Consider the following 12,801-nt stretch of genomic DNA (forward strand, 5'->3'; position numbering starts at 1 on the left):
ACAGTGCACAAACAATAATGAATATAACATGGCGTCCCGATAAATCGGGATGACATTTAAAAAACAAATTATCTACATATGAAAGTAATTCGAGAAAGGATAGTAAATGGTTCTTCATTAACAATGATCTCGAACTCAATTTTCTAAGTTTTGGTCTTAAGTTTTTTAGCTTTAACAAAAATTTTATTTGATTTTTTTTTGTAAATTCATACATGAGAAAAATCACAGAAATTATACCCGTAAATAAGGTGATAGCTTTATTTACACTTGTTTTTCTTTTCTTAATTGTATTTATGTTCTCTGGCAATAAGCAGAAAGAAAAGCAAAAAATACCAAATCAAATAATTTACAAAATAGAAACCTTTCAAACAGAAACAGGGTGGGGGTATAAAATTTACAATTCTGAAAAAATGCTTATTAATCAGGAAAATATTCCAACCATAACAGAATTTATATCTTTTAAATCAGAAGATGAGGCAATTTCAACGGCTAATTTAGCCATAGAGAAATTAAAAAAAGGCTTTTTCCCACCTGCAATAACACTTGAAGAACTAGATAGTTTAAAAGTATCTTATTGATTATAAGCAATTCAATTTTCTGTTTTTATCTCCAATAAACTCCCTGCTGTTCCCCGTTTTGTTTAATAAGGTTTCAAGTAGGCTAGTTTATGAATCAATTATTCCCTTAATCAGGATTTGTTTTGTTTAGTTCACTCCCCAAAATGTCCTTGTTTTTCCACATATATAAGGGGCATAAATGATTCTTTTTTAAATGGAACTTGTTCCTATTATCGATAATCAGGCAAAAAGATTTTAATGGCAAATTTTTTTATACTGATAATTGGCAAAATACATTTTCGAAAATTAAAATTTGAGCAATATGAAAAATCAATACTTGTTAAAGTTTCTAAGAAAATTACCACTGCTTGCATTAATATTTGCATGTATTAGTGTGCCTGTTTTTGGACAGGGGGTATGGATGCAAAAAACTGATTTTGGAGGAACTAAAAGAAGTAAAGCAGTAGGATTTTCAATTCTTTCTAAAGGTTATATTGGCCTTGGCAAAACAGGTTCAAGTAATTATAAAGATGATTTTTGGGAATACAATCCTGTTTCTGATAGCTGGGCACAAGCAGCTGTTTTTCCTGGGAACACAAGATCAAATGCAGTTAGTTTTACCATCGGTTCTTCCGCTTATGTTGGAACTGGGGCTGCTAGCAATGGGACGCCTACAAATGAACTATACCAATACAACCAGTTAACAAACTCCTGGAATAAAAAAGCTGACTTACCCTACTCAGCAGATAGTGCTACAGGTTTTGCTATTGACAATAAAGGATATATCGGAATAGGATCCGGGTCAGCCGGAGCTGTTGACGATTTTTATAAATATGATCCTGTAACTGATTCCTGGTCTGCCATTAAAAAATTCCCTTTCAATGCTTTAGGGGCTTTTGGTTTTGCAATCAATAACAAAGGGTATGTATGTACAATTGATTCTTCAAATAATTTTTGGGAATATAGCCCTGTAGAGGATACCTGGAATAAAATGGCTAATTTCCCTGGGGAAACAAATAGTAATAATACTGTTTTCGTCCTAAATAATAAAGCCTATGCTGCTACTTCAACAAATGAATTTTGGCAATATGATCCTGTTTCTAATTCATGGTCACAAATGTCAGATTTTGATGGTGCTGCACGAAGATCTGCAGTTGGGTTTTCAATTGGAAGTACTGGGTATATTGGAACAGGTATATCCTCTTCATCTACTTACAAGAATGATTTCTGGGCCTTTGCCAGAAAAGATACCTTTAATGCTGATTTTAGTTTAACCAATTCCTGTTTCGGCATTCCTGTAATTTTTGTCGATAACTCAACTTCAACCGATAGTACCAACATTGTTAGCTGGGAATGGAATTTTGGAGATGGAAATTCTTCAATAAATCAATTTCCCAATTATGATTATCCTGTTTTTGGAAATTATATGGTAAAACTTATTATTACCGATAATCTTCAAAACAAGGATACTATTGAAAAACCAATTGCTATACATGAAAAGCCTGCAACAGAATTTACCTTTTCCTTTATTGATAGCCTTAAAGTTAGTTTTGTGAATAATACCGTTGGTGCCGGGGAATATTACTGGCAGTTTGGTGATGGTTCTATAAGTACCAGCGTTAATGTTTTGCATTCTTATGCAACAAAAGGAATTTATGAAGTATGCCTTTCCGGATATAATTTTAACGGATGCGAGGGGAAAATTTGTAAACTTGTCGACCTGAATACTGTTGGAATGGAAACAATTAAAAATAAAGAATATGCATTCAATATTTATCCAAACCCTGCAACAGATCACATTTTCCTTTCAGGAGAGGTAAAGGGAAATGAAAAAACAAAAATACAACTTATTGATGCTTTGGGGAAAATAATGTTTTCAAAAAATATTGAAAATGCGGAAAATTTCATCGAACCAATTGACATTAAAAATCTAAATGCTGGATTTTATTTAATACAAATACAAACTGGAGATCAGTTTACAAGAAAAAAATTAATTGTTAAATAAACTCAGGCAAAAAGAAATGGGCGTTGAAATCAGTGGACATATTGTAATCCCCGGTTTGTGTTTTTAACCTGTTGAGGTTGTTATAGGAAAAATCTTCCACAAAGCCATTGGGCCCATTATTGGCGTTAGATATAAAATAGCATAAAGCCTCGGTTTCATTGGGACTTTGTTATTGAAGAGTTTATTATTATTTAAAGAATGTTGTATCTACTTTAAGAACAAAATCTACTTCTTTTTCTGACTTTTCTTTCCTTATCCATAAACTGTTTTCTAAAACATTTTTATTTAAGATTTGCCCCTGTTTTTTTATCTCCAATTCTTTAAAAAAATATTTCATTTCTGGTGGCTTCTCCTTGTGAAGACCAGGCAAACTTCTTAATGTAAAATATTCACATGGTGCGATATAATCTGTTATTTCAACATCAACTGGTGGATTATTTCCTATTCTTTATTCTACAACAGAGCGGGCAATAATTTCATCATCACATAAATTTTCAATTATAAAATTGCCTTTTATTTTAGGTTCAGGTTTGCAAGAAATCAATAAAACAAAATAAGGCAAAGCGATAAATACTAAAGCTTTTATACCATTCATATTATGGAATAAATGCATTTGTGCTATCAGGCTTTGGGTTAAACTCTTTAAAACTATAAATTTCATTGCGTGTTTCTAATCCTGTTATCTTCCCCTTTTGCAGTCTGTATATTTTTTCACCAAATACGTAGATTTTTATGCCATATCCTATAAAATTTAAATTAAATAGTGGTTGGAAGGAATGGAACATTTGTTTTCGTAAAATAAACTGCTCAACATTCCAAAATTTGATCGGGTATTGATTTTTAGGAAACAATTTTGGAGAAACCTAAATTTCCTTGTAAACCACCTGAATGAATAACAAGAATTTTATCCTCGGGTTTAAAAAAACCTTTTGCTCCCATATCATATATTCCATACATCATTTTCCCGGTATATATGTAATCCAGTGGAATTTTTGTCCTTTCTTCAAAGGCATTAATAAAAGCAAGCAATTCAGGTTTTACTTTTGCATAGCCTCCAAAGTGGTAATCTGTAATGATTTCCCAATTTTCATCCTTTTTTACACCAGAATAAGTTTTGATATAGGATTCTAAAAATTGATTTACATTTTCTTTTAAAAAATCACCGCCTTTAAGTGCCGAAAAGCCCAGAGCTTTTGTTTTTGGTTTTTTTGAAAGAACTATTCCTGCCATGGTTGTTCCTGTTCCCATCGCACAGCAGATATAATCATAATCCTGTTCTACTTCCGATAAAATTTCCATACAGCCCTTTACTCCGTTCAAATTCGCTCCTCCTTCAGGTATCAAGTAAAAAGGTCCAAATTTTTCTTCTAATTGCTTTATAAATTCAGCATTGTTTTTTTCTCGATATGTTCCTCTGCCAATAAAATAGAGTTGCATCCCATTTTTTCGAGCCAAATCAAGAGTAGGATTAAAGTTTTTTGGCTCTTCACCTCTAATTATACCAATGGTTTTTAATCCTGACAGGCTTCCCATTGCTGCAGTTGCAGCTATATGATTTGAATAAGCACCACCAAATGTTAATATGGTTTCAAATCCTGTCTTACTGGCTTCTAAAATATTGTATTTTAATTTCCACCATTTATTCCCTGAGACAAGAGGGTCAATCATATCATCTCTTTTTATAAATAGCTTTGAGGTAAATTTTTTATTGTAGTCAATAATTTCCTGAATTACAGGTTTAGGATTTAGCATGGTTGGTAAAAGTATTATACCATTTTGGAAATTCAAAATGATAAGTTGGAAATCATTTGTAATTATTTCTTAATGGATGATATTTTTTGAAAAAAATGCAAAAAACAAGGCGAATTTTGTATATTTCCCCCATTATGGAAGGATTTTCAAAAAAAGATAAATTCGATCCCGATGATTTTTATCATTCACCGGAAGGATATATTGTCTTTACTGAAAAATATTTATTAAAAAGAGCATATTGCTGTAAAAATGGATGCAGGCACTGTCCCTATGGCTTTACTTTAAAAAGAACAACAATGGAAACAATAAATAATATTTCTCAAAAAGAAATTTCCAAGTCAGCTTTTAACGCTGCTGTTTTAAAGGGAATTCCTGATGAACTGCCCACATTAAAACCTTTTGATGCTTCCCTAAATCATGCCCCTAAAAGGAAGGATATTTTATCTAAGGAAGAAAAAAAACTTGCTGTAAAAAATGCGCTGAGGTATTTTGATGAAAAACATCACCCTGTTCTTGCACCTGAGTTTGCAAAGGAATTAAACACTTACGGACGCATTTATATGTACAGGTTCAGGCCTGATTATAAAATACACGCAAGAAGTATAAATGATTATCCACATAATTCAAAACAGGCTGCAGCAATAATGCTAATGCTAAGCAACAATCTTGATTATGCAGTAGCCCAACATCCTCATGAATTAATTACTTATGGAGGAAATGGTTCTGTTTTTCAAAACTGGGCCCAATACCTGCTTACAATGCAATATCTTGCCCAAATGACAGATGAACAAACCCTGGTTTTGTATTCAGGGCATCCCATGGGATTGTTCCCTTCAAACATTGATGCCCCAAGAGTGGTTGTAACGAATGGTATGATGATACCCAATTATTCAAAACCAGATGATTGGGAACGTTTTAACGCATTAGGTGTTACCCAATATGGACAAATGACTGCCGGTTCTTTTATGTATATTGGGCCTCAAGGCATTGTTCATGGAACTACCATCACAGTTCTTAATGCAGGAAGAAGAATGAAACTAGGCAATGAAGGGCTTGCAGGAAGAATTTTTGTTTCCTCTGGTTTGGGAGGAATGTCTGGAGCTCAACCCAAGGCTGGGGTTATTGCCGGAGCTGTGTCGGTAATTGCCGAGGTAAATCCCAAAGCAACTAAAGTAAGACATGAACAGGGTTGGGTAGATGAGGTTTACCAGGATTTGGACAAGCTTATTGCAAGAATTGAAATAGCGCGTAAAGCCAAAGAGGCTGTTTCCCTGTCCTATCAAGGAAATATTGTAGATTTATGGGAGAAATTTGCCGCTGAAAAAGTTAAAATAGAATTAGGCTCTGATCAAACATCACTTCATAACCCTTATTCAGGTGGATATTATCCTGCAGGATTGTCTTATGAACAATCAAATGAAATGATGGCCAATAATCCGGAAGAATTTAAAAAACAGGTGCAAAAATCATTAATAAGGCATGTAAATGCAGTAAAGCAAATGGTGTCAAATGGAATGTATTTCTGGGATTATGGAAATGCTTTTCTATTGGAAGCTTCCCGTGCTGGTGCCGATGTGCTAAAATCAGATGGCACTTTTATTTATCCTTCTTATGTTCAGGATATTTTAGGCCCACTCTGTTTTGATTATGGTTTTGGTCCTTTTAGGTGGGTATGTACATCTTCCGACCCTAAAGATTTAAAAATTACAGATAAAATAGCTGAAGAGGTAATTTTAGAAATGCTTATTACAGCCCCTGATGAAATTAAACAGCAGCTTAACGACAATTTAATTTGGATAAGAAAGGCAGAGGAAAACAAACTGGTGGTTGGTTCCCAGGCAAGAATTTTATATGCGGATAGTGAAGGCAGGATAAAAATTGCATCGGCCTTTAATAAGGCTATTAAAGATGGAAAAATTTCTGCTCCTGTTGTTCTTGGCAGGGATCATCATGATGTTTCAGGTACAGATTCACCCTACCGCGAAACGTCCAATATTTATGATGGTTCCCAATTTACTGCCGATATGGCTATTCACAATGTTATTGGCGATTCTTTCAGGGGCGCAACATGGGTTTCTGTTCATAATGGCGGAGGTGTTGGATGGGGAGAGGTCATCAATGGAGGTTTTGGCCTTGTTCTTGATGGGAGCGATAATGCATTTAAGAAATTACAGTCTATGCTCTTTTGGGATGTTAACAATGGCATTTCACGCAGGAGCTGGGCCAGGAATAAAGAAGCAATGTTTGCTATTAAAAGAGCCATGCAGGCTGAACCTTTATTAAAGGTTACAATACCAAGTATCCCTGATGATGAACTTTTAAAAAACTTATTTTAAAAAATTAAAAACATGATTTTTTATAAACCCTTCCGAATTACTCTAGCCATTTTAGCTGGTCTTTTATTCCTAACTTCATGTGAACCTGAAGGCGAGAATGTGAATTTTACAGCCGAAGAAATGGTTGGTACTTATAACTGTGCTGAAAAAAGCCAGGTTTACTCATCTTCAAATTATGAGGTGATAGTATCAAAATCAGCAGCATCTTCTAGTCAAATTACTGTAGAAAATTTTTATCAATTAGGAATAAGTGCTTCTGTTAAAGTAAACATTAATGGCAGTGACCTTATTATTCCTAAGCAAGTTGTAAACAATATTACTATTTCAGGTGATGGGGTAATAATTAGCAAAAGCAGAATGAACCTTAATTACACTGCAGATGATGGTGGAGGTGTTGTTGATGTGGTAAGTGGAGGTTTGTCAAAGTAAAATTTATTTGCCATCTGTTCTTTTTTCTTTAGAATCAATTTGCTCAATATTTCATTTTAAAAACCTTTAATTATTTATGCGTAAAATTATTTTGTTTGGAATTGCTGTCGTGTTATTCCTTCCTGTTATTGGACAATATAGAGCAAAAAAAGAGGCAAATGCAAATGACGCCAGAGACAATTTTTCCAAGGGGAATTTTAAAGGATCACTTATTGAATATACGGAATTGTTGAAGTCAGATCCTAAAAACACCACTTTTCATTATAGAACCGCCTTGTGTTATTTAAATTTAAATACCGATAAATCAAAAGCAATTACACATCTTGAATTTGTTATTAAACAAGCAGGATATGATAAACAAGCTCTGCTTGAACTTGGCAAAGCATACCATTATGCTTATAGATTTGACGAGGCTATTGAGATTTTAAAAAGATATAAAGAGGAACTTGGAAAAAAAGGTGCAGCAATCATAGAAGCAGATAAATTAATTGCCTATTGTTTTAATGCAAAAGAACTAATTAAATTCCCACAAAATGTTTCCTTTGAAAATTTGGGTAAAGAAATAAACACAGAATTTCCCGACTATTATCCTTTTGTTTCTAGTGATGAAAACGATTTGATTTTTACATCAAGACGCAAAGGAAATATTGGAGGGTTTGAAACTATTGACGGATACTTTACCTCTGATATTTATATTTCGAAAGAAAAAAATGGTAACTGGTCCAAAGCCAAGAATATGGGGGCAAATGTAAATTCAGACGGAGATGATGAAGCAGTTGGAATTGCTGATGAGGGTAAATATTTATTTATTTACTCAGAAAATGCTTTTGAATATGGAGACATCCTGGCTTCACTAAAAAAAGGAAAAAGCTATCAAAGAAGGGAATTGTTGGATCAGAATATAAATACAAATGCACTTGAGGTTGCCGGATCTATTTCCCCAGATGGAAATATACTTTTGTTTTCCAGTGATAAAGATGGTGGACAAGGAGAGTTAGATATTTTTATGTCAAGAAAATTGCCTACCGGAAATTGGGGCGTGGCAACAAATCTGTCAAACCTGAACAGCAAATACAATGAAGATTTTCCTATGTTCTCCAGCGATGGTAAAGTAATTTATTTTTGTTCCCAAGGTCACAATAGCATGGGAGGGTTTGATCTTTTTAAATCAAACTGGGATGAACAAATACAAGAATGGATGAATCCTGTTAATTTAGGTTTTCCTATAAATACCCCCGAAGATAATATGACCATTTCATTTGCTAGGACAGGTACACATGCTTATATTTCTGCTTACCGCGAAGATAGTTTTGGAGACCTGGATATTTACAAGGTGAGCTTTAATGCTGCCGAACCTGTTGTTACAACAATAAAAGGGACAATAAAAGCCGAAATGATTATTGACGACAAAAAGTATAAAAATTTTCATGTGTATAAAAAAGATAACATTTTAAAAGACTTTCCAGATGAATACCATCCACCAAAGGAAAGCTTATGGAAATTTGTAGAAACAAAAAAAATGGAGGAAAAAAAAGGTTTTATATTCAAAACCATTTTGATTTTTGAAAAAAACGGAGTTGAACTTACTGTAGGTCCTGAGAAAATTCCAACCGATCCGGCTTTTAAGTTTAAAGATATTAAGAATATACTGGTTAAAATTCCTGGTTATGTTCCCTCCCCTGAGTTAATACCTACAATAGAAACAGAAATAGTTGGGGATGCATTTATTACAATTACAAATAAAAAAACGAATGAAGTTTTTGGAACTTACCTTAGTCAATCTTCAGGAAAATTTATAATTATAGCACCACCTGCAATTTATACTATTCAAGTTGAGGCCAAAGGTTATAATTTATTTAAGGATGATTTAATAATTTTCGATAAAGCATCATTTATATCTGAATTGCAAAAAGATATTATTTTGAAGAAGGAATAAGGAAAATTAATCCTTATAAATTTTAATGAACATTTTTCCATCCTTATCTATTACTGCCCTGAACATGCCATCAGTGTTAAAAGTCATGGAATAATTACCCTGGCTATCAAGTGCTATTACTCCTCCATCTCCCCCTATATTGATAAGCTTTTTGTTAATTACTTCATTTGATGCTTCATCTACAGAATAACCTTTATATTCCATCATTGCTGAAATATCATGTGCCACAACTGAGCGAATAAAATACTCGCCATGGCCTGTTGATGAAACTGCACATGTTTTATTGTTGGCATATGTTCCAGCACCTATTATTGGAGAATCTCCAATCCTTCCATACTTTTTATTTGTCATTCCTCCAGTTGAAGTTCCGGCAGAAAGATTTCCATGGCTATCAAGTGCAACAGCTCCAACGGTTCCATATTTATAGTCTTTTAATTCAAGGGGTAAAACATAACCACTGCCATCCTTTAAGCCTTTTGATTTTTGTTCCTTCTCCTGCAATTTTTTTAGCTGCTCAAGTCGCTTTTCATCTTTAAAATAAGAAGGATCAACCAAAACTAAATTTTGTTCCCTGGCAAATTTTTCTGCGCCTTTACCCACCATTAACACATGAGGAGAATTTTCCATTACACTACGCGCTGCGGTAATTGGATTTTTAATGGTAGTAACACCCGCAACAGCTCCTGCCTTTAACGTTTTTCCATCCATTATCGAGGCATCAAGTTCATTTCTTTTATCATGGGTAAAAACTGCACCTTTACCTGCATTAAACAATGGAGAATCCTCAAGTATTTTAATTGCAGATTCTATTGCATCAAGTCCTGAACCACCATTTATTAAAATTTTATATCCAAGTGTAACTGCCTCTTCCATTTTATCAGTATATTCTTTTTCTTTTTCTGGAGTCATGTTCTTTTTTAGGATAGTACCTGCACCACCATGTATCATAAAAACAATGTTTTTATCCTGGGCACATATAGTTGAAAATGAAATTAACTGTATTCCAAGGACAAGGATTAGCCTATAATTTTTTTTCATAAAATAATGAGTTTAAAGCCAAAGGTATATTAATATCTGTTAATTTCGTCCAGGTGAAAAAGTTTTATATTCTAGCTAAATACATTCGGTACCTGTTTACATCCAAAAGCAGGCATGGTGTACATTCTCCCTTTGTTTATGATTTAATAGATAAGGTTATTTACGATAAAACAATTTCTCCCCTTTTTTTTGAAATTGATAAAACAAGAAAGGCATTAAAATCAAACAACACAAAATTAATTATTGAAGATTTTGGTGCAGGTTCCTCCATTAACAATTCAAAAAGCAGAAAAATAGCAGACATAGCAAGGTATTCAGCAAAATCAAAAAAATATGCACAATTGTTATTTCGCTTGGTAAAATATTTTAAACCCCATAACATACTTGAATTGGGTACATCATTAGGCATCACCAGCATTTATCTGGCAAAAGCAGAAAATAATTCAATCCTTTATACTTTGGAAGGCTGTACTCAAACCTCAAAAATAGCCCTTGAAAATTTTGAAAAAGCGGGTATCAAAAACATAAAACTAATTCAAGGAAAATTTGAAGACACGCTACCTGCTTTAATCCCTGAGCTCCCTGTTTTGGATTTTGTTTTTTTTGACGGAAATCACCAAAAGGAAGCAACATTGAGCTATTTTAATACCTGTTTACAAAAAGTAGACAATGATTCGGTTTTTATTTTTGATGATATTCATTGGTCAGAAGGAATGGAACAAGCATGGAAAACAATTACCAGTCATCCCAAAGTAACCGTTACTGTTGATCTTTTTTTTGTGGGACTGGTGTTTTTTAGAAAAGAACAGCCACGCGAGAATTTTACAGTTAGATTTTAAGTGGAATTTTTGCTGTTTATTAGATTTTAAAGCGTGTAAAAACAGGGTGGGGTAAAATAGTAAACCTGTTCCAATATGTATATACATTCTATCAAATACACAAAACTCCAGTATACTTAACCTTAAATTTCAACCGTTCATAAAAAAAGCTTCATTATAAAGGAAGAAAATCCGAAATTCGTAGAGCTAATTATTTAATAAACATAAAATGACTTCTGTAATACAACTTCAGGAAATCAACCGGACTTATAAAGTGGGCTCTGAAATAGTTCAGGCACTGGGTTCAGTTTCCCTGGATATTTCAAAAAACGAGTATGTTGCATTAATGGGGCCATCAGGATCTGGGAAATCTACACTCATGAATATCCTGGGTTGTCTTGACACACCCAGTAAAGGCAGATATTTGTTAAGCAACCACGATGTAAGCAGAATGAATGATAATGAATTAGCGGAAATCAGGAATAAAGAAATTGGATTTGTTTTCCAGACTTTTAACTTGCTTCCCCGATCCACGGCATTGGAAAATGTGGCTCTTCCACTTATATACGCAGGATGGTCTAAAGCAAAAAGAGATCAGCGTGCACTTGAAGTTCTTGATCAGGTGGGATTAGGAAACAGAGTTCATCACAAACCCAATGAACTATCAGGAGGGCAAAGACAAAGAGTGGCAGTGGCAAGAGCCCTTGTAAATAATCCTTCCATTATTCTTGCAGATGAACCTACCGGGAATCTTGATTCTAAAACATCCTACGAAATAATGGCACTTTTCCAACAAATTCATAAAAATGGAAATACCATAATCGTGGTAACGCATGAGGAAGATATTGCAATGCATGCACATCGGATAATTCGTTTAAAAGATGGACATGTTGAATCTGACGGGATTAATCAGGAAATTAAAATTTTGGAGGAACGAATTTGAGCTTCCAAATATTTTCAATAAACCATAAATAACATGAAAATATATACAAAAACAGGAGATAAAGGTCAAACATCTTTGCTTGGTGGAACCAGAGTACCTAAATATCATTTAAGGATTGAAGCATATGGAACCATTGATGAATTAAATTCTTTTATTGGTTTAATCAGAGATCAACAAATAGATGAGCATTCAAAACAAATGCTTATCGAAATTCAGGATAGGTTATTTACTATTGGCTCTTCTTTGGCTTCGGATCCTGAAAAATCAAAAATGAAAATTCCTGATTTAAAAGAACAGGATATATCGCTTTTGGAAACGGAAATGGATAAAATGAACGATTTGCTCCCGGAAATGCGTTCTTTCGTCCTCCCTGGAGGACACAGCATTGTATCCTTTTGCCATATTTCACGCTGTGTGTGCAGAAGGGCAGAAAGGAATGTGATTCATCTTTCTGAAGAGAGTTTTGTTGCAGAAATGGTAATAATTTACCTAAACCGCCTTTCCGATTATCTTTTTGTTTTATCCAGAAAGCTATCACAGGATTTTAATGCAATTGAAATACCCTGGAAACCACGAATTTAGTGGAAATAGCGAGAATTTTTTTTATTCTAAGTAATATTCCCAGAACCATTGCGTTGAGTTTTTTAAAACATAAAATTTTTACTTGTGTATTTGTAGAATAAATTTAATTTTGCAAAACAAAAAAAAAACTATAAGAAATGTATTGGACGTTAGAATTAGCATCGTATCTTGAAGATGCGCCTTGGCCTGCCACTAAAGAAGAATTAATTGATTTTGGAGTGAGATCAGGATCACCTATGGAAGTTATTGAAAATCTTCAGGAAATTGAAGACGAAGGTGAAATCTATGAATCCATAGAAGATATATGGCCTGATTATCCAACCAAAGATGATTTTTTCTTTAACGAGGACGAATATTAAAATTGGTCTGATGATGCAAAAAAAGGCTGTTTATTAACAGCCTTTT

General features: G+C 33.7%; 12 protein-coding genes. 9 read left to right on the forward strand and 3 right to left on the reverse strand.

The annotated features are described in order from the left end of the window. Window positions 1–212: 212 nt before the first annotated feature. Together H0V01_06995 and H0V01_07000 are read left to right on the forward strand one after the other, a co-directional pair. Complete coding sequence (locus tag H0V01_06995; protein ID MBA2583116.1) at window positions 213–578, forward strand: DUF4907 domain-containing protein; 366 nt, start codon at window positions 213–215, stop codon at window positions 576–578. A gap of 301 nt (window positions 579–879) precedes the next feature. Then, window positions 880–2,562 carry a T9SS type A sorting domain-containing protein gene (locus tag H0V01_07000; GenBank protein MBA2583117.1) on the forward strand — a complete coding sequence of 561 codons (1,683 nt, stop codon included), beginning with the start codon at window positions 880–882 and terminating at the stop codon, window positions 2,560–2,562. 448 nt (window positions 2,563–3,010) lie between these two features. On the opposite strand, the gene H0V01_07005 is transcribed toward H0V01_07000, so the two are convergent. Together H0V01_07005 and H0V01_07010 are read right to left on the reverse strand one after the other, a co-directional pair. Continuing rightward, window positions 3,011–3,223: a hypothetical protein gene (locus H0V01_07005; protein ID MBA2583118.1), complete on the reverse strand. Its 213-nt coding sequence runs from the start codon at window positions 3,221–3,223 to the stop codon at window positions 3,011–3,013. Between the two features lie 179 nt (window positions 3,224–3,402). Continuing rightward, window positions 3,403–4,314, reverse strand: coding sequence for a 1-aminocyclopropane-1-carboxylate deaminase/D-cysteine desulfhydrase (locus H0V01_07010; protein MBA2583119.1), 912 nt, complete (start codon window positions 4,312–4,314; stop codon window positions 3,403–3,405). A 95-nt stretch (window positions 4,315–4,409) separates the two neighbouring features. On the opposite strand from H0V01_07010, the gene H0V01_07015 reads away from it, so the two are divergent. From H0V01_07015 to H0V01_07025, 3 genes are all read left to right on the forward strand, one after another. Further along, window positions 4,410–6,650, forward strand: coding sequence for a urocanate hydratase (locus tag H0V01_07015; protein MBA2583120.1), 2,241 nt, complete (start codon window positions 4,410–4,412; stop codon window positions 6,648–6,650). Window positions 6,651–6,662: 12 nt separating this feature from the next. After that, window positions 6,663–7,079 (forward strand): hypothetical protein, encoded by a 417-nt coding sequence (locus tag H0V01_07020; GenBank protein MBA2583121.1) that lies wholly within the window; start codon window positions 6,663–6,665, stop codon window positions 7,077–7,079. Between the two features lie 76 nt (window positions 7,080–7,155). Further along, window positions 7,156–9,015: a PD40 domain-containing protein gene (locus H0V01_07025; protein ID MBA2583122.1), complete on the forward strand. Its 1,860-nt coding sequence runs from the start codon at window positions 7,156–7,158 to the stop codon at window positions 9,013–9,015. Window positions 9,016–9,021: 6 nt separating this feature from the next. Here the strand turns inward: H0V01_07025 and H0V01_07030 are convergent, their stop codons facing one another. Continuing rightward, on the reverse strand, window positions 9,022–10,053 hold the full coding sequence (locus H0V01_07030) for an isoaspartyl peptidase/L-asparaginase (GenBank protein MBA2583123.1): 1,032 nt from the start codon (window positions 10,051–10,053) through the stop codon (window positions 9,022–9,024). 53 nt (window positions 10,054–10,106) lie between these two features. On the opposite strand from H0V01_07030, the gene H0V01_07035 reads away from it, so the two are divergent. The 4 genes from H0V01_07035 (at window position 10,107) to H0V01_07050 (ending at window position 12,755) form a co-directional block, all read left to right on the forward strand. After that, window positions 10,107–10,892, forward strand: a complete 786-nt coding sequence (locus H0V01_07035) for a class I SAM-dependent methyltransferase (GenBank protein ID MBA2583124.1) — start codon at window positions 10,107–10,109, stop codon at window positions 10,890–10,892. 208 nt (window positions 10,893–11,100) lie between these two features. Further along, window positions 11,101–11,814, forward strand: coding sequence for an ABC transporter ATP-binding protein (locus tag H0V01_07040; protein MBA2583125.1), 714 nt, complete (start codon window positions 11,101–11,103; stop codon window positions 11,812–11,814). Window positions 11,815–11,847: 33 nt separating this feature from the next. Next, window positions 11,848–12,396: a cob(I)yrinic acid a,c-diamide adenosyltransferase gene (locus H0V01_07045; GenBank protein MBA2583126.1), complete on the forward strand. Its 549-nt coding sequence runs from the start codon at window positions 11,848–11,850 to the stop codon at window positions 12,394–12,396. A gap of 137 nt (window positions 12,397–12,533) precedes the next feature. Further along, a complete protein-coding gene (locus H0V01_07050; GenBank protein MBA2583127.1) occupies window positions 12,534–12,755 on the forward strand; it encodes a DUF2795 domain-containing protein in 222 nt (73 codons plus the stop codon). Window positions 12,756–12,801: the final 46 nt, after the last annotated feature.

The organism is Bacteroidota bacterium (assembly GCA_013696965.1).
In the GTDB taxonomy this organism is placed as follows: Bacteria; Bacteroidota; Bacteroidia; order JACCXN01; family JACCXN01; genus JACCXN01.